We start from the raw sequence: 19,992 nt of genomic DNA on the forward strand, positions 1-19,992 counted from the left end.
TGAGCAACGGGCGAGTAGGCTGTTGGGATTGTATCAGCACGTATTAGATCAGGGTTATATTGCCGCTGATGGCAGTGAAGAACAGACAGAATTAAGGCTATCGGGGTTGGTAGTGGAGCGGGATGGGTATTTAAAAGTTAACAACCGGATTTATGGCAGTGTTTTCGATAGCAATTGGGTTAAGCAAGAATTAGCGAGACTGCGTCCCTACTCTGAAGCATTTACCGCTTGGGTTGAGTCTGGGTGTAAGGATGAATCCCGTTTGTTGCGGGGGGTGGCGTTAGAGAATGCTCAAACTTGGGCTAGGGGTAAAAGTTTGAGCGATTTGGATTATCAGTTTTTGGTGGCTGGTCAGGAATTAGACCGCAGGGTATTGGCAGAAGAAAGTCGAATATTAGCTAAGGCCAATGATACCTTAAGTGAAGCCCAAGACAAAGCCAAGAGAACTATACTAATAGGGGGTATTACTCTGGGTTTGTTCTCAGTTGTAGCAATAATTATTGCTATGATAACTGCTAAAAACATACAAGAAGCTAAAACAGGTACCCGACTAGAACAACAAGGGATTACTATTTTACGACGGTTACCAGGGGATAATGGTTACTATGGCGATCCAGAGCTTTTATACTCAGCTATGGAGACTGGGCAAGAGCTATTTAATATCGTTAAAGATGGTCGCCCTTTGGATAACTATCCTGCCATCAGTCCTCTCTATGCTCTACAGCAGAGTCTTAGTAAATTCAAAGAAAACAGACTATTTCGAGTACATCGAGAAAGCTCGGTCTTAAGTGTAAGTTTTAGCCCCGATGGTAAAGTGCTGCTGGCTACGCCATCAGACTATCATAATGTCAAACTCTGGGATTTAGAAGGAAATCAATTAGCACTCTTTGAAGGACATCAACAACCGGTATCAATTGTAAGTTTTAGCCCCGATGGTAAGATGCTGGCTACGGCATCAGATGGTATGAGCCTGACTGAGGGCAGAACAAAGGACAGAACTGTCAGAGTCTGGGATTTACAGGGTAATCAATTAGCTGTGTTGAAAGGACATCAAGGCTGGGTAAGGAGTCTAAGTTTTAGCTTCGATGGTAAGATGCTGGCTACTGCATCACATGATAATTTTCTGACTGGGGACAAAATAGAGGACAAAACTGTCAGAGTCTGGGATTTACAGGGTAATCAATTAGCTGTGTTGAGAGGGCATCAAGACTGGGTAAATAGTATAAGTTTTAGCCGAGATGGTAAAACCCTGGCTACGGCATCAGAGGACGAAACCGTCAGACTCTGGGATTTACAGGGCAATCAATTAGCTGTGTTGAGAGGACATCAAGACCGGGTGTCGAGTGTAAGGTTTAGCCCCAATGGTAAAACCCTGGCTACGGTATCATGGGACACGGTCAGACTCTGGGATTTACAGGGCAATCCATTAACACTGTTGACAGGACATCAACACTGGGTAACTAGTATAAGTTTTAGCCGAGATGGTGAAACCCTGGCTACGGCATCACAGGACGAAACCGTCAGACTCTGGGATTTACAGGGCAATCAATTAGCTGTGTTGAGAGGACATCAATCCTCGGTAAATAGTGTAAGGTTTAGCCAAGATGGTAAAACCCTGGCTACGGCATCTTACGACAAAACCGTCAGACTCTGGGATTTACAGGAAAATCGATTAGCACTGTTGAAAGGACATCAAGATAGGGTAACTAGTATAAGTTTTAGCCGAGATGGTAAGAGGCTTGCTACTGGATCCGACCTTACTGTGATACTTTGGGATTTAGAAGGAAATCAATTAGCTCTGTTGAGAGGACATCCATCCTCGCTATTAAGTGTAAGTTTTAGCCCCGATGGTAAAAGGCTGGCTACGGCATTATCGGACAAAACTGTCAGACTCTGGGATTTACAGGGAAAGCAATTAGCTCTGTTGAGAGGACATCAAAAGTTGGTAAGAAGTGTAAGTTTTAGCCTTGATGGTAAAACCCTGGCTACGGCATCAGACGACGCAACTGTCAGACTCTGGGATTTACAGGGAAAGCAATTAGCTCTGTTGAGAGGACATCAATTCCGGGTAAATAGTGTAAGTTTTAGCCGAGATGGTAAGATGCTGGCTACGGCATCATACGACAAAACGGTCAGACTCTGGGATTTACAGGGAAAGCAATTAGCTCTGTTGAGAGGACATCAATCCTCTGTATCAAGTGTAAGTTTTAGCCGAGATGGTAAGATGCTCGCTTCTGCATCAAAGGACAAAACTGTTAGACTCTGGGATTTACAGGGCAATCAATTAGCTCTGTTGAGAGGACATCAATCCGAGGTAAATAGTGTAAGCTTTAGCCTTGATGGTAAAACCCTGGCTACGGCATCAGACGACAAAACGGTCAGACTCTGGGATTTACAGGGCAATCAATTAGCTCTATTTCAAGGACATCAATCCTCGCTATCAAGTGTAAGCTTTAGCCCCGATGGTAAGATGCTTGCTAGTGCATCATCGGACAAAACGGTCAGACTCTGGGATTTACAGGGCAATCCATTAGCTCTGTTGAAAGGACATCAATCCGAGGTAAATAGTGTAAGCTTTAGCCCCGATGGTAAGATGCTTGCTAGTGCATCATCGGACAAAACGGTCAGACTCTGGGATTTACAGGGCAATCCATTAGCTCTGTTGAAAGGACATCAAGAGTTGGTATTTAGTATAAGTTTTAGCCGAGATGGTAAGATGCTTGCTACTGCATTATCCGACAATACGGTCAGACTCTGGGATTTAGAAGGAAATCAATTAGCACTGTTGAAAGGACATCTTGACTGGGTAGAAAGTGTAAGGTTTAGCCCCGATGGTCAGAGGCTGGCTACGGCATCAAGGGACAAAACTGTCAGACTCTGGGATTTAGAAGGAAATCAATTAGCACTGTTGAAAGGACATCTTGACTGGGTAGAAAGTGTAAGGTTTAGCCCCGATGGTCAGAGGCTGGCTACGGCATCAAGGGACAAAACTGTCAGACTCTGGGATTTAGAAGGAAATCAATTAGCACTGTTGAAAGGACATCTTGAGTCGGTAAATAGTGTAAGTTTTAGTACCGATGGTAAGATGCTTGCTAGTGCATCATCGGACAAAACGGTCAGACTCTGGGATTTACAGGGAAATCCATTAGATGTGTTGAAAGGACATCAAGACTCGGTAAATAGTGTAAGTTTTAGTCCCGATGGTAAAATGCTGGCTACGGCATCAGCCGACAAAACTGTCAGACTCTGGGCTGTTGAAGATTTAGGTGAGATGCTGGCTAGGGGATGTAAGTTGCTTGAAGATTACTTTGTGGATCATCCTGAATCCTTAGATAGCTTAAAGAAATGCCAAGATTAAGATGGCAAAATAGCTGCAGCTTCTGGTTTTGTTAAACAAGGTGAGGAGTTAGCGAAAGAGGGGGATGTGGAGGTTGCTATTGCTAATTTTAAAAAAGCCAAAGAATGGAATCCAGAGCTAGAATTAAACCCAGAGACAAAAGCAAAACAACTAGCAGGACCCGCTAAAGTTGAACAAGGTGAGCAGTTAGCAAAACAGGGTGAAATAACCAAAGCCCTATCTCTCTATAAAGAAGCACAACAACTAGATCCAAACCTAGAAATTAATGCTAATTATTGGCATGAAATTTGTTGGTTTGGTAGCCTCCATGGATATGCTGCTGAAGTGATCGATGCCTGTGAAAAAGCAGTAGCCAAAGCATCTAAAAATGTACTATTTTATAAAATAAAAGCACGATTTAAGCAGAGTCGTGGTTTGGCTAGGGCCCTGACTGGGGATACCGCAGGAGCAATATCAGATTTTCAAGCAATTGTAGACTGGACCGGCAATGATAAGTGGAAAGCAGAACGGCAGAAATGGATAGATGAGCTGCGGGCTGGTAAGAATCCTTTTACAGAAGAGGTGTTGAAGGTTTACTTGAGGAGGAAGGGTGGCAATAGGCAATAGGCAATAGGCAATAGGCAAGCATTCAGCGGTCAGCCGTCAGCCGTCAGCGCCTGGAAACTGTAACAGGCAAGATGCCTGTTCCACCAAGATGCCTATTCTACCAAGATGCCCCAAACAGGCAAGATGCCCGTTCCACAACATTCCCGATTCCCGACTCCCGACTCCCGACTCCCGACTCCCGAAAAATTTGTTACAAAAATTTTAAAAATATGTTATAATAAAATATTTTTGTGCTATAGTATAACAGTGGGCGCTGAGACGCCCAGAGTCAAGAGCTAGCCCGGGGACAGTGCAATATCTACGGGCTAGCTCTGGCTCCCCTAAAAAAGGAGATAGTTTGATTATGAGTTATTCGGAACGCCTTCATCCATGGGTGGTCATTAGGCTATTACCACAAATGCAGCGAGTTGTTGTTGCTCGCTTCCGCAATCGGTCGGATGCTGAGGGACATTTGTGGGCCCTGAAACGATTAATGCCGGATGCGGAATTTATAATTGTTTTTGATGTTGGTAAGAATCCAGTAGAGAATAGGGAATAGGGAACAGGGAACAGGGAACAGGAGTCAAGAGAGAGATTACCTAGGACAATGTTGCTATGTTTTTTGATAACTGATTGTAGTGTTTCTCCTGACTCCTGACTCCTGACTCCTGACTCCTACCCTTACCAAAGGACTTTTTCAGCAAGCCCTACTTAACTCTTTCATTCACCGGAAAGCGGTCAAGTAACTGAGCAGCACGAATCGCATTAGCTTTTAAAGACTCTGATAGAGGCAACACATGGGGAATTTGGGATAATATATCTAAGGTTCGACGTAAGATTCGCACCACGTCCCCTTCATCTAAGCTGGTATTACCGCATATCTCCCGCCAGGATTTGCCTAATGACCACTGTTCTATTAGACCAATTAACCTATCCTCTGACCAAACCGGTAAGGCGACATGATATCGACGCTGTAGCTGAAATACTTGACGCCGAATCCTCCTGAGGTTTGTCAATGCTTCTAGCACTTCCTCACTTGGTTGATAGTTTGTCCAACTATCCGGTCTAGGGGTTTCGGTAACTAAAGCAGAGCAAGCTGCTGCCAGTTGGTGGGGGTCTAAATCATCTAATTCTCCCGACAGCATGGCTAAGGCTAGCCACAACTCATTTTCTCCCCGAAGCGAAGCAGCCGCTTGCCCCAGAACAGTGGGAGTTAAGTCCTCCAAAGAACCAGATGCTTTTAAAATTTCAATCAGGTTCAGAAATTCGTGCCAATGCTGAGCCTGGTATTCTCGGAATTTAGCTTGACGTTGGTTAATTTGCTCCTGCAAAAACAACCGTTTTTTGTGGCGTTTGATCAGTTGAGAAGGATTACCCCACTGACGAAGAGCATGGGTTTCCATTTGACCCTCTAGATCAGCAACAACACCTTCTTGCTCCCTGACTTCTGGAGCAACCCAGAGTTGAGCAATGGTGGGAACTTGGTTAGCCAAGGCTTCAGTATCTTCATTTCCGCTTTTGACTTGACCTGGTTTAATCTCAAGCCCCTCTAAAGGCTGGAGAGTTCCAATATCAAGGCATCGAAGATTAATAATGTGAGAAGAGTCACCTTGAGTTGAGCCGGTTGAGTAATCTTCCGTAGAGCCATTGGATACTTGGTCATCGGCCACTTCAGGAAAGCCATCTAACCCCATCACATCAGCAGTTGTTGCCACATACCATCGGTTAGCAGCACTTAAGCACACCAGATAGGGGAATTGACCGGAACCCTTTTGTTTAGACACCAAAACAGCTGGAACAGGAGAAGACACTGGCACATTCTTGCCCTTCAAATAAAGAATGACTCCCGGTTGCACCTGTTGTAGTAATTGGGATACGGCTTTAGAAACAGATGCCTCTGCTTGGTGTTGCAGGTCTTTAAGGATGCGGCGCTCTACTTTCAGGTGTTCCTTCAGTTTTTGATAGCCTTCCATTACTGCCACATCTACCGGTGCCAGTTGAAAATCAATTCTTGTCAGTTCCGCAGTCAGTTCAGTAATTGCCTGTTGTTGAGGTTTGAGGTACAAAGTAGCTAGATACTGAGCAAAGCTGCGTTCAACTAATTCCTTGGCTTGAGGCAGAGAGTGAGTTTGCAACAAATTCAGTACCATACCATAGGTAGGGGTAAACTGACTGACTAGGGGATCAGCACCAGCCGTTGCTAGATAAGCCGCCTCTTTAGCCCCTTCAAAGGGGGTTTGCACGGTAACCACATAGCCATTGGTATCCATCCCTCGCCGTCCTGCTCGTCCAGCCATCTGCAAAAATTCAGAAGCAGTCAGTAGCCGGTGTCCTCGGTCAGTACGCTTAGATAGACTGGAAATAACCGTGGTACGAGCAGGCATATTAATTCCTGCTGCTAGAGTTTCTGTAGCAAATACCACCTTCACTAGTCCTTGTTGGAATAGTTCTTCCACTAGACCTTTCCAAGCAGGTAAAATTCCAGCATGATGGGCAGCTATACCTCGGTAGAGGGGCTCAATTTGTTTGGTACGAGCTGCTTCTGGATTCTTAGTGATAAATTCATCAATCCGTTTCTTGAGTTGAGCTGCTTCTTGTTCATTGACCAGGGATAGTGGACCCATCTCATCTACTGCCTTATCACAGCCTCGGCGGCTAAAGATAAAGTAAATAGCTGGTAACATCTCCCGTTTTTTTAGTTTGCTCACCACAGTGCTAATGCTGGGGCCTTCCGGACGTCCATGTTTGTCCTTGCTTTTAGGACGTCTGGTTTTGAGGGAGTTGTTAATCTTGGTGTGGTCGTCATTCAGCAGGGAGACAATTCCCTTGGGATGGGCAAAGTAAAACTCTAGAGGAACAGGTCGGAAGTTAGAGTAAATCAGCTGAGTGGAGCCATGAACTTGATTCAGCCAGTCGGTCAGCTGGTCAGAATTGGCAACAGTGGCGGAAAGGGCAACAATTTGAATATCTGGCGGACAATAGATAATTGATTCTTCCCAAACCGTGCCTCGTTGTCGGTCATTCATATAGTGACATTCGTCTAGGATGACCGCCTCAACCCCTAGCATCGAGGCTCCCACTTGACCAATTGGGGTACCATAGAGCATATTACGGAAAATTTCCGTAGTCATCACTAACACGGAAGCCTCCCGGTTGACCGAGGAATCACCGGTAACTAGACCGACTTTGTCTGCGCCAAATTTTGCCCGAAAATCCCTTAGTTTCTGGTTGGAGAGCGCTTTGAGGGGGGTGGTGTAGAAAACACGTCCCCCTTGAGACAAAGCACGGTAAATGGTATATTCTCCAATTAGGGTTTTCCCAGAACCAGTCGGAGCACAGACAACTACTGATTGACTATGATTGAGAGCCTCAATTGCCTGTTTTTGGAACTCGTCGAGTTCAAAGGGAAATAGGTTTTTCGGGTCAAGGTCTACTGATGAAGTAGCAATATTCACACAAGGTTTTTCCAATAAGGTATATGATCGTTAGGTGTTGCTTGTAATTACGTAGTCCTTTGGTTGTATATATTGTATGTTAGTTAATTAATTGAGAGGGTGTACACCATTTTACTCAAGATACCCCTGGTGTATTTATAGGGATTTGTTTCCTCTAACAAAGGGCGAGACAAACTTGAGGTGCTTTAGGGTAGGGTGTTTGAGCCTATTCCTAAAAACTATTCCGATAGGGGTTCAGGTATTTGCGGGGACTCTGGTCGTAGGGGAACCTTGGCGACTGGACGGCTGGTACACTGGGGCATTGCTGTGTTCGGTAGAGTTGTTGCTGACCATGTCTCGATACTATTCCCTTGATCATCAAGAGCACGCACCACCACAGTCACAGCTGGTTCCGAGGTACCGTAGTCTGGGTGAGTTGCGATCGCACTCAGGTAATCTCCAGGCTCGACATTACTAAGACTAATCCCAAACTTCCCGTCTTGATCTGCTTCGGCTGTAGCAATCTTCTTACTCAAGGGACCTATCCCATGGGTTTTTGGGGAAACCTGGTCTACAAGATAGATATCTACCTCAGAACCAGGGTCAGGTGACCCATCCAAACTCACCTGACCATCCCGTTGAAAAAACTCTACCGCTAACCACCGAGGTGTATTCACAGCATTATTACCAGTGTCTAGCCTACGGTTAGGAGAGTCTCGCTTAGGGTTTGGTCCATCACCTACTTGATAATGCCTTGCTCCGGTATGGTTTCTAGTGACTAGGTCAATGCTCAGTCCTTCGAGAGCCGCAAATTGATTATCTTGGATGATATTGCGATCGCTTTCTGGATAAGCAGCAACCACCACTCCTGGTCCTGCTTGGTGAATGATTTAGTTAGCAATTACTTGATGGTCATCTCCGATCACATATATGGCAGCCCGACTTGACACTCCCCGCCGAAGTAAGAACGGGGATTCTTACTTGGCCTATGGCCACGCTACGCGAACAACGAGCCGACTTGCTCAGCCAGGTCGGAACCAGAAAGAGTAGAGGCCGATTCGACCTAAGCGTTTTGATCATAGATAATGGTTTCGGTGTGCCCCACCGTACCTTTACTTTTTTTTTTAGAGATAGATACTTTTTTAGATCTAAATTTTTCATAGACGTTAAAGTCGTTGTCTTGATGCAAAGCGCGAGTGGGGGAAACCCCCAAGACCGCGCTGCATCGCTAGACTAAATTACGCAATATGTATCTCAGACATATTTTTTACGTTGCCTACTTATGGTTAGATAGTATCTATCTAGTTGAAAAGTCTATTGTTTAGAATTTTATAGTAGCACACCTAGTACAAACTGTCAATAAAAAGTTAAAAAAAAAAGCCGTCCTAGAAGGAAGGGGCGCGATTACCCAATTTTTTTGGTAACTCCTGTGCCATTCAACACCCATACCCCAAAAGCTGACATGGTTGATGGTATACTCTTTTAAGCCTAGGCTTGATAATAAACTAGGTAGATACTGTTTTTTTTTGATAACTATAGGTGGTTTTTTTTAGTTTTTAAAAATGAAATTAAACTAGAATAGTAAGTTTTTTTTATCATAGGTTTAGGTGAAATTTTGACTTTAAATTATAAGGAATTATATGGGGATTCATAGCTGCTTAATTTTAATAAAGTTTGCTGAAAATATTAAATTAATTAATTAACTTTAATAAAAAAAAGTTAAATTTAAACTAAATAATTTTGATAATTAATACTAATAAATTTGTCATTATTAATCGGCAATAATACTCAAATTGCCAATCATAAATTACCGGAACACACTATTATTTTTCTGTTCTTCTTGCTTGTGTGTTATCCTCTTCTGATTTGTCGTTAGAAAGGGGTTTACTGTTTTCTTCTAGCCCTTCTTCAACCACAGGTTGGTTAGTTTTATTGGGATTTTCTTGCTTTTGGTTATCTTCAACAATGAATTCAATTTGAGATTCCTGCTGCTGGGGTGGTGCTACCTTTTGATTGCCAAAGCCGCCAAATAAATTACCAATCAGACCATCAAGTTTGACAGTAAGTCCTAAATACGGACCACTGGCGGAACGAGAGCCACGGAAGTCGTAGTCGTCAATATTACCAAGAGCGTATCCAGCAGCAAGGCGCAGACTGGGAGTCAGGTAGTAGCCAGTTTCAATCAGGAAGCCATTTTCAAAGTAGTCTGCTGAAGGTTGAGAGATCAAGCGAGCTTCACCGACTATATCCCAGTTGTAGCCTAGACGATAGGATGCTCGGAGTTGACCGAGATGAATGGTGCTATCTCCGATTAAATCATTGGATAAATAGGATTTACTATAACGCAAAGCATATTTACCGTAAAATTCCCATCGCCAGTTGGGAGCATATATCATTTCGCCGGAAAATAGATGTTCGTTATAACCAGTACCACTGCCCAATAAAATCGTATCGGGAATAGTAGCGGGATTCTGGCGAAATTCATAGCGCATTAAAGCGTTAAAGTTATCGCTTGCGGGATTACGGTAAGCAACACCTAGCCTGAAATTGATCGAGTTTCCTAATCGGCTCCTAAGCCTTTGATTAGCAGCATTCGCCTGTCGATAACTAAACAAAGCAGTTATAGCAGGAGACAATTTCCCAGAGGCGGCACCAGTGATGACAGTGTTGTTGCCACGATTAGAAGAACGATGCTCCCATTTGAAGCTGGCTTTGAAATCGGGACTGTCAGTGTATTCAAAACCGATACTGTAGCTTTCTCCACTCTCAAATCCAAGGGCTGAGGCTCCTTGACCAAAAGCGTAAGGTTGACTGAACTGATCAGCAGCAGCGTTTTCTCCAAGGAAATTACCTAATACCCGCTCATAAGCAAGGTTTAGTCGCATGCCAGGGAAAATCGTCCAGCCCTGCTTCAATCCGATAGCGCCCTGACCGGTCATCTGATCTAATCCGCCAACAATGGAGTAACGTCCAGAGATAGTGGTATCAGAGCCAAGATTGTAATCGCCACTGATACCAAGATGGGTAATTTCCTGTCCCTCAAATTGCCCTCGGGTAAACCATTGTTGTCCGATATTGATGGTAATTCCTCGATATACTCGCCAGTCTAATCCGATCGCAGTGCGGTCTGAATACACTGAATCGGTTTCGCTAGATAAGGTTAGTTCATTGAGAGCCTGAAAAGTGAGCCTATCAGTTAAGGGCATCTTAAAACGCGATCGCAACTGATTGGATGTACGACTTCTAGAATCATCTTTACGGTCTTCGCGATCGCGAAACACCCAGTCGAGTTGGAGGCTACCCGGACCAATACGTTGCTTAATCCCCGCAATTACAGTAGTTAGAGAATTATCCACCCGATTACCAGCCTGGGGTTCGGTACGGGGGTCGAATAAATCACCAAAGCTAGTAACAACTCGGGGAGCTATACCTCGGTTAGTTTCCCGGTCTACCTGTACCCGAAAACTAGTCGTATCAGTTAGTTTGGCCAGAAACTGAGCACCATAACGGGTTTGACCAGGAACAAAGCTAACGGTAGCGTTATTGGCAAAGCCAGTTTCAGTGGAGCGCAAATAAGCCTTACCGGAGAAAGCATCACCAAATTTGCCGTCTAGTTGGACGCGGTAGGCTGAACCGCTGACTAAGCCTAATTCGTCAGAATCATTGGTAGAGTGAGCGTATTCTGTGATTAATTGAACATTCTCCCCAAAGGAGAACAAACCATCAACACCATAAAGTTCAAAGTCCCTAGCTCCCTGATTTTCCCGTAGATAGCTAGCGCCGAGCCAACTCTCTTGATTAAGTTCCCGAGAGAAGTTGTATTGAAACCGACCTGCGTAAATATTAGTATCTTCGCTATCCCCATCAAACTGATAAGTAACAACAATCCGCCGCACTAAGACTCGTCCTTCTTGATCCAAGTCAGTACGTAACATCGGTTGGTTGAACAATAAGGTGCCACGGTCATAGTCAATTTCATAGTCACTGACCCGACTCAGACGTTCTCGTTGAATTACAGTACCAGGTCGCTGTAGTTCTTCTAACTCGATGTAAACTTCTTCTGAACCAGGAACCAATAGTCGCCGAGACAGAAAGTAAAAACCACTAGTACCATCAGGGGCAATCGTATCCCGCTGGAAGCCTTCTACGTTATTGGCGAACAATCCAGTAACTTGAAACTTACCAAAGTTGTAGTTAGTCTTGAAGCCATGGAGTTTGCGCCTTGTGGAAGTAAATAGCTGAGAGCGTCTAGAAAACTCCTCAGTGTTGTAATCCCCCCACATCAAATAGTCCGCTTCTATTCCTACTTTTGTACCAGAGCGTTCTAGCCTCAGATAGACATTATCGATAGAAGGAGTAGTTACATCCACTGTCGAACTATCACCGTAAACGGGATAGTCTTGTTCAGAGGATTGGTACTCGCGAAATAACCGATTACTATCATTACAATCACAGCCTTTGTTCAAAGCATGGTCAGTATTAAATGACCCAGTGATTAACCAATCGCCAAGGCTTCCAGTGAAGAAAGCAGCGGATCGGATGTCAAATTTAGTGTCATCATCTTCATCCTCTGGTAAAAAGTCCCGAAAGCCCTTGAAAAAGTCTGTCCCTTCAGTTCCCAAACGCATATCGATCACGCCAGTTATTAAACTTGGGCGCAGTGCGGTTTCAAACTGCATTTGGGTAAAGGCTTCTAAATCATTAGTAGCAGCGCTAATCCGAATCGTTTTAGCGTCTAAGCCTGAGCGCAGTTCAGTAGTAAATTGCCCCTTTCGAGCTTCTACCTGAAATCCCAGTTGGTCTGGGTTTTGGTCTACACCAACGAACTCACCGTCACTAGTGTATAAGGTAACAATGCTATCGCGGTGAGAGACATTACCGAATTTATCCAATAACCGACCCTGAACCGTTGCTAGAGAACGTCCATCCGCTGGGATACGAGCCTCGCGGGTTTCCACAACCAGTTTATCGGGTGTTCCCCTTACTTGTACCGGTATAGAAATTACATTATCTGACCCAGCGATAGTGGCAGTGATCGTATTCTCCCCTTCCCTAAGGACAATACCATACCAAGTCCGAGTTATAAGATTAGTTAGTGTATCTGTTTCTGTGCGTCCAATGAAGGAGGGGTCTATCAGTTCACCATTGACCCGAAGTTCCACCTCAGCTCCCAAAGCATATTGTAAAATAATGCTAGTTGCTGGGATATCTAATACCTTATCCGAAGTAGGGGCAAGTACTTTTAAATAGGATGATTTGGGTTTAGAGGTAGGAGATGGAGTCGATTCTCTTATTCGTTGTTGGCGTCTTTGTCTGCGGTTGCGTCTTCTTTGCCGTATCCAGTAGTTGGCGATTTCGAGAGTGTCTTGGTACTCTTCTCCTAATTCCGCAAAAGCAATGGTTGGGAGTTCAACCGGTTTTAGGTCAAGGTTGAATGATGTCTCCTGTGTCAAATCCAGGCTTATAAGTTGTTCATCTGTTAGGTCAAAGCTTGCTAATTGTTCCTGTCTTAGGTTAAAGCTGATGAGTTGCTCTTGACTCGGTTCAATTACTGCTGGTGATGCTTCTATCTGCTGGATTGGTTCAGGATTAACAGTAGGATTGAGACTAACGGTTTGCTGGGATGGCAACTCAAGGTTGTCTAATTTATCGTTAGTTAAATCGATCTTAGGTAATTCATCATTAACCTCAAAGTTGGGTAATTCTCCAACTTGGATATCAATATCAGGTGCATACGCAATCTCTTGGTCTAACTGAGTTTCCGCGTTCGGTATAGTTTCTCTAGCTTCATTATTGATACTATTAAAACTAACCCTTTGGGGGGTACGCAGCTCAAGGTTATCTAACTTATCGTTAGTTAAATCGATCTTAGGGAATTCACCATTAACCTCAAAGTTAGGTAAGTCTCCCACTTGGATATCGAGATCAGGTGCGTAAGCAATCTCTTGATTTGACTGAGTTTCTGGTATCGGTATAGTTTGTCTAACTTCAGGATTAACAGTAGGATTGAGACTAACCCTTTGCTGGGTACGCAGCTCAAGATTGTCCAATTGAGCGTTACTTAAATCTAAGTTAGGGAATTCACCATTAACTTCAAAGTTAGGTAAGTCTCCCACTTGGATATCAATACCAGGTGCATAGGCAATCTCTTGAGGTGACTGAGTTTCCGCGTTCGGTATAGTTTCTCTAGCTTCATTATTGATACTATTAAAACTAACCCTTTGGGGCGTACGCAGCTCAAGGTTATCTAACTTATCGTCACTTTCTAAGTTAGGTAATTCACCATTAACCTCAAAGTTAGGTAAGTCTCCCACTTGGATATCGAGATCAGGTGCGTAAGCAATGTCTTGGTCTAACTGAGTTTCCGCGTTCGGTAGAGTTTCTCTAGCTTCTCGATTAATACTATTAAAACTAACCCTTTCGGGCGTACGCAGCTCAAGGTTGTCTAATTTATCGTTAGTTAAATCGATCTTAGGGAATTCACCATTAACCTCAAAGTTAGGTAAGTCTCCCACTTGGATATCGATACCAGGTGCGTAAGCAATCTCTTGGTCTAACTGAGTTTCCGCGTTCGGTATAGTTTTTCTAGCTTCATTATTGATACTATTAAAACTAACCCTTTCGGGGGTACCCAGCTCAAGGTTGTCTAACTTGTCGTTACTTAAATCGATCTTAGGGAATTCACCATTAACCTCAAAGTTAGGTAAGTCTCCCACTTGGATATCGAGATCAGGTGCATAGGCAATCTCTTGATTTGACTGAGTTTCTGGTATCGGTAGAGTTTCTCTAGTTTCATTATTGATACTATTAAAACTAACCCTTTGGGGCGTACGCAGCTCCAGGTTGTCTAACTTATCGTTAGTTAAATCTAAGTTAGGGAATTTACCATTAACTTCAAAGTTGGGTAAGTCTCCAACTTGGATATCGATTTCAGGTGCATACGCAATCTCTTGATTTGACTGAGTTTCCGCGTTCGGTATAGTTTCTCTAGCTTGAGGATTAACCGTAGGATTGAGACTAACCCTTTGGGGCGATTGGCCTACGGCCACGCTACGCGAACGCAGCTCAAGGTTGTCTAATTTATCGTTACTTAAATCGATATTAGGTAATTCACGATTAACCGCAAACTCAGGTAATTGTCCCTGTTGGAAGTCGATACTAGCTGCAATCGCCATCTCAGTAGGTGACTGACTTGGTGCGTTCGCGTAGCGTGACCATAGGTCAATCGCGTAGCGTGACCATAGGTCAATCGGTATAGTTTCTCTAGCTTCAGGATTAACTCTCTTGTTGAGACTAACCCTTTGGGGCGTACGCAGTTGAAGGTTGTCTAACTTATCGTTAGTTAAATCGATCTTAGGTAATTCACGATTAACCGCAAACTCAGGTAATTTTCTCTGCTGGAAGTCGATACTAGATGCGATCGCGTAGCCTGACCTACGGTCAATCCCGTAGCCTGACCTACGGTCAATCCCGTAGCCTGACCTACGGCCAATGGCAATTTCAGTAGATGACCGACTTGTTGTGTTCGCGTAGCGTGACCATAGGTCAATCGGTATAGTTTCTCTAGCTTTAGTATTGATATTGGGATTGAGACTAACCCTTTGCTGGGAGGGCAGTTGAAGGTTGTCTAATTTAGCGTTACTTAAATTTAAGTTAGGGAATTCACTATTAACAGCAAAGTTCGGTAATTGTTCGAGTTGGATATCGATACCAGGTGCATAAGCAATCTTAGTATCTGACCGACTTGGCGCGTTCGCGTAGCGTGACCGTAGGTCAATCGGTATAGTTTCTCTAGCTTCAGTATTGACACTATTGTTAAGACTAACCCTTTGCTGTTGTTTCAGGTCTAGATTAGCAAGTAGAGCTTTTGGTGAGTTCAGCTGAGGTAGTTGACCAGGCAGTAGAGCAAAACTAGGTAGCGAACCTTTACTCAAGTCCACTACAGGTGCGAGGGCGATGTCTGAGGAGAGCTCTGTCTGTTGGACTGGTGAAGGAGTCAGAGTCGAGTTGAAACTAACGATAGGTTCTCGTTTCCAGTTGAGCCTAGGGACTTGATCTGACCTGAGATCAAAGCTAGGAAATTGTCCATCGTTGATGTTAAAACTGGAACGCTGTCTTAGACCAATTGTTGTTGATCGCTCATTTTGGTTTAGGGAGGGAACCAGACCGGGATTGAAGCTGAGGATTGGTTCTTGTTTGAAATCAAGGCTAGGTAGTTGACTTGGCTTCAGGTCAATGACTGGTAAATTTTCCTCTGCTGCTTGGCTTGATTCAGCTTCAGCGATAGCAGGATACAGCACCATGGTAACGCTACCAGCGATCGCTCCCATTAGCTGTAGTTTACAAGATATGTTATAATTATCAATTAATTTCATTGCTGATCCTCTTCGTTGAAGGTCGGAGTGACTGCAAAGTTCATGCGTGCCATACCACCAGGCTCTAAACGCACGAGTCTCGATTGACTGTTGCCTTCACTGAAATGGGTATTGGGAGCTAGGGTGTAACCTGGAAGGCTAGTCAGGTCTAAAGCTCCAGTGTGGTATCCCGGTAGAACGTTTTTCACCGAGAACAGACCATTGGCATCAGTAGTAATTCGGTTACCGTTTTCCATAAAGATCACCGCATTAGGAACTCCCGGTTCTCCTGGTTGCTGATGACCATCAAAGTTTTTGTCTACAAATACTCGACCTAGTAAGGTGCCGCAGTCGGAAATAATGCCGGGATCAACTCGTACTCGATGAACCACTGGCCCATCTTTGATATCCCAACCGTTGTCATCCCGTTCCGCAGCAACAATTGCTGAGTTCTCCCCGTCACCCCGGATGCCATCTGGGGTAACTTGCACCCCATAAGCAATGTTCAATACTCCACCTTCTGGAATTGGCTCTGTTGTCGTGAAAGTAATTGTTGCGCCATCTCGTGTGGTTTCAATATCCACTGATTCTTGCTGTAACTCGCCCCGGACAGAATCTTCAAGGAATTTAAATCCTAGGGGTAAGTCGTCAGTGACTACAATGTCTTGCACAGCACTACTGGCTAGATTGCGCAAAGAGAGGCGATAGATGATAGTATCTCCTGGTTCAGCCGTAGCTCGGTCTGCGCTCTTGGTAATCCGAATCGATTCAAGGTCACAAATACCCGTATCTACATTCAACAATCCCAAAACCAGACCTTCCCGTTCCGCATTCCGAATCAGGAATTCACCCTGTATTTCTGTGGGATTGGCATCGGTACTAATCGGTAAACCATCTAAAGACGTAGCAGTATAGGAGACTATACTTTGCGCTTCATCAACATTAGTGATCGTCAGTCGAATCCGTCGTTGCAGGAAATTGCTATTAGCGGGTGGATTAACCACCAAAATGTAGCTTCGACCGAGGTCTAACTGACCTCGGTCTCGATCAAACAGAAAGCTGTATCTACCTCGGTTTTCATTGTCCTCATTGCTAAGGAAAAAGGGATTGGCATTGGTAGTGTTAGGTTGAATCCCTTCCGGAATGGTGTTATTGGGGTCATCGGGAAATTCAGTGGTGGTGAGTTCTACAGCATTCAAGAATCCTGTGGGGTCATTGGGGTCTGGATCAAATAAGCCAACGCTAAATCCGGTATAGTCATCCAACAGTTCATTGTCACAACCCCGGATTTCCCCAAACGGGTCAATCAGTTCTAAGCTGGGGTCTGGTGTAGGAGCTATAGTAGCTATGGTCTGTTGTGCGGTTTGTAGGGAAGTATTGTCTTGACCACAATTACTGCTAAATCCTAGAGCTATAGTTTGTTCATCGTTGTCTTCAGCCGCATTAACTGCCACTTGCACATTCAGCACCACCTCCTGCCCAGGCTCGATTGTCAGGGTTTCCGGGGTTTCCTCCAAACCCTCAACAGTTACATTGCCAATCGAAGCTGACCCCACCAAGCCACTTTGAGCAATCACATTAGCTTGGGGAGTTTCTACTTCAATTGCTGCATCTCCGGTATTAAGCAAGGCATAACGGAAACTCACAACATCTCCCGATTGCACCCGCGACCCTTGACCAGACTGAATGTTTCCTAGGTCTTGCTCAAGAGAGTCTTTAGCTTGGCTCAAGAGTTGTTGTTGTTCAGGGATAGCATTGAGCGCTTCATCAAATGCTTGCTGGCGAATCTCGGTAAAAGTAGTGGTACTTAAGTCAGTTGGAATTAAGCCAGCGGCAGTATTTTCAGCAGTTGCGGCATCGGCTTCAGCAATACCAATCGATTCTAAGCCCTGTTGAGCTAGTCCAGTAAACACTAGAGCTATGACTTGATCCGTCTGACTATTCTCCCCATTTAACAAAGCAGCTTTATTCGGTATCGCTTCCTCAATAGCTGTTTTGGCAGCAGTGATCACTTGATCAGCGGTAGTGTCAGTGGATGAATTAGCAAAACTCATTACTGCTTTGATACTGGCATTGCTGGCTTCCTCTGAAGTAAAACCTAAGGTTACTAGTTCATCCTCCAAGGCATCAGTCATAGCACCTAAGCCAAACACCAACTGGCCTTCCCCATCTTGAATCCCCTGAGATACCAGATTGAGAGTTCCTTGTTTAGAGGTTTCAGTGTTCACTTTTCTAGAAGTACCAGTAATGAATAACTCACTAGGTCGAGAGAATCTTCCCCTCGGACCACGAGGCATTTGGTACCGATAAGTGACTTGATTGATCACAGTTGCTTCTACTGTTTCAGGAGCTGTACACTGTAGCGGTGTCTGACCAGTTGTTGCTGAAATTTCAGCTGTCTGAGTTTGCGACAGTACTGGTGGAGATGTGGGTAAGATACCTGCTATTAAAGCTGTTGCTAGCAGCTTTGGGAAACGCTTCTTCCAGTCAGGGGTTGATTTGCACATTTTGATAGTAAATCACTGGATAGTTTTGTTTAGTTAAATTCGGTGTTTTTATAAAATTTAAAATTTCGGTTATTTTTTTTATTTAAAACTATTGTCGTTTTTTTTATATAAAAAACGTAAATTTAAGCAAAAAATAGCGCAGATTGCGCTGATTATTTCATTATCTATATCTATGTATTTTTAATACTTATTATGCTATATTATTCTGACCTATTATGTATCGAAATAGCTACAAGAACAATGCTGTAAGACGCTTTTTACTAAAATCTCTAATTCCTCTAATAATCAATACTTATTATTCATTAAAATATAAGTATTAATACAGAATTTTATTTAGCCCTATAAAAACTGTTACAACGGACAGAATGAGTAATATTGGCTATTCAATAAATTATTTAAGTCCCTGTACTTACGTTATAAAAATAAATAACATAAGTATCATCTTAAGTGATTAGTCATTAGTCATAAGTAAGGATTCAGCTATAGCGCTACGCGCACGCTACTTGAGGTGCTAAAGGCCTTTGGCCACGCTACGCGAACAGCTTATGCGTCACGCTACGGGAATGGCTGAGGGCTGACGACTGACAGCTGAATGCTTACAGTCATAATTTATGAGTCTTACTTTATAAGTCACTTGTAATTAATAATAGTTTATTTGTATTTACAAATGACTAATTGCTAATGACTAATCACTAATCGCTAATTGTTAATTACTAGCGAACAGTGACATCATAAGATGCTTCTAAAACTGCTTTAGGATCGAGGGCTTCTGGAAACTCAAAGCGAACGTGAGTGTAGGCTGCAGCAGGGGCAGGTCTAGTTTCTACTGTGCCATCTTCAAGGGTGACTTCAATAGTAGGTTTGTCTATAAAAGTCTCTCCATTATCAATGCTGTAAGTTATCGTTGCTCCATTGCTGTTGCTAGCGGAATCAAGGATATACATGGTAGCCCGGGGAATGGGTTGGGTAACCATCAGATTGTCAGCTTCCACTTCCCCAGAATTTTCACCTTTGACAGTGTAACGAAGGGTATCTCCTGGTTTGACAATGGCTTTGTTCTCTAGGGCTTGCCAAGTAATATTTTCTTTACCTTCAGTATCAACTTCTACTATCTTCTTCTTAGCCACTAATTTCAACTGCACTTTGGGGCGCATGATGTTTTGGACAATCACTTCCCCAGCTTCCTGTAAACCAGCTAATACAGGAGTCTTACCTACAAAAGGCACAGCAACAATTAATGCGATCGCACCCAGACCGAGAATTGATGAACGTTTCATTTGCAATAAACCTCTTGATAATTACAACAATTTTATAGAAGACTGAAGCTTTAAGGCTGAAGTAGGAAGGCTGTTCGCCGGATAGGGTTCCCGCAGGGTAGGCTGAAATGACTTGATTAGTGGCTCACTAAAGGTTGACTCAAAACGTGGTCAACAACCAGGAGTTACACCGGTGTATCTCACTTTTGCTGTTTGATCCGGTGGGTGGAACGGGCATCAGGCGTGGAACGGGCATCAGGCGTGGAACGGGCATCAGGCATGGAACGGGCATCAGACGTGGAACGGGCATCTTGCCCGTTTCCTTCCTCGGGCGGGCTGTCCCCTGGGGACCGAGAAAATCAGGACTCACCCTTGGGTGGTGCGTTACGGGGCGGGCTGTTCCAACACTGGCGCTCGGTGTTAACATGATAGCAAGCCCGCCCCTAACGCACCCTACTGGACTGACACATCTAAAATGGTGCAATAAGCGTAGGTTGG

10 protein-coding genes are annotated in these 19,992 nt (G+C 44.0%); 5 read left to right on the forward strand and 5 right to left on the reverse strand.

What is annotated here, in order from left to right; all coding sequences use genetic code 11:
- The 4 genes from BJP37_RS27055 to BJP37_RS27065 form a co-directional block, all read left to right on the forward strand.
- Positions 1-3,358, forward strand: a 3,358-nt coding sequence (locus tag BJP37_RS27055; RefSeq protein ID WP_075903496.1) for a WD40 repeat domain-containing protein, incomplete at its 5' end; no start/stop codon positions are given.
- A 66-nt stretch (positions 3,359-3,424) separates the two neighbouring features.
- Positions 3,425-3,964, forward strand: a complete 540-nt coding sequence (locus BJP37_RS27060; RefSeq protein WP_075903498.1) for a hypothetical protein — start codon at positions 3,425-3,427, stop codon at positions 3,962-3,964.
- Positions 3,965-4,035: 71 nt separating this feature from the next.
- On the forward strand, positions 4,036-4,182 hold the full coding sequence (locus tag BJP37_RS40170) for a hypothetical protein (RefSeq protein ID WP_158069800.1): 147 nt from the start codon (positions 4,036-4,038) through the stop codon (positions 4,180-4,182).
- A gap of 125 nt (positions 4,183-4,307) precedes the next feature.
- Positions 4,308-4,502 carry a hypothetical protein gene (locus BJP37_RS27065; RefSeq protein ID WP_075906513.1) on the forward strand — a complete coding sequence of 65 codons (195 nt, stop codon included), beginning with the start codon at positions 4,308-4,310 and terminating at the stop codon, positions 4,500-4,502.
- A 148-nt stretch (positions 4,503-4,650) separates the two neighbouring features.
- On the opposite strand, the gene BJP37_RS27070 is transcribed toward BJP37_RS27065, so the two are convergent.
- From BJP37_RS27070 to BJP37_RS27095, 5 genes are all read right to left on the reverse strand, one after another.
- The gene (locus tag BJP37_RS27070) at positions 4,651-7,398 is read right to left on the reverse strand and encodes a DEAD/DEAH box helicase (RefSeq protein ID WP_075903500.1); all 2,748 of its coding nucleotides are present in this window, start codon (positions 7,396-7,398) and stop codon (positions 4,651-4,653) included.
- A gap of 218 nt (positions 7,399-7,616) precedes the next feature.
- Complete coding sequence (locus tag BJP37_RS27075; protein ID WP_143727821.1) at positions 7,617-8,240, reverse strand: hypothetical protein; 624 nt, start codon at positions 8,238-8,240, stop codon at positions 7,617-7,619.
- Between the two features lie 960 nt (positions 8,241-9,200).
- Positions 9,201-15,752, reverse strand: a complete 6,552-nt coding sequence (locus BJP37_RS27085; protein ID WP_075903506.1) for a hypothetical protein — start codon at positions 15,750-15,752, stop codon at positions 9,201-9,203.
- Positions 15,749-18,238, reverse strand: coding sequence for a DUF11 domain-containing protein (locus tag BJP37_RS27090; RefSeq protein ID WP_229415459.1), 2,490 nt, complete (start codon positions 18,236-18,238; stop codon positions 15,749-15,751). The genes BJP37_RS27085 and BJP37_RS27090 overlap by 4 nt, the downstream gene beginning before the upstream one ends.
- 713 nt (positions 18,239-18,951) lie before the next feature.
- A complete protein-coding gene (locus BJP37_RS27095) occupies positions 18,952-19,515 on the reverse strand; it encodes a DUF11 domain-containing protein (protein WP_075903508.1) in 564 nt (187 codons plus the stop codon).
- Positions 19,516-19,719: 204 nt separating this feature from the next.
- On the opposite strand from BJP37_RS27095, the gene BJP37_RS37535 reads away from it, so the two are divergent.
- Positions 19,720-19,923 carry a hypothetical protein gene (locus tag BJP37_RS37535; protein ID WP_143727822.1) on the forward strand — a complete coding sequence of 68 codons (204 nt, stop codon included), beginning with the start codon at positions 19,720-19,722 and terminating at the stop codon, positions 19,921-19,923.
- Positions 19,924-19,992 lie beyond the last annotated feature (69 nt).

The organism is Moorena bouillonii PNG (genome assembly GCF_001942495.1).
GTDB classification, from domain to species: domain Bacteria; phylum Cyanobacteriota; class Cyanobacteriia; order Cyanobacteriales; family Coleofasciculaceae; genus Moorena; species Moorena bouillonii.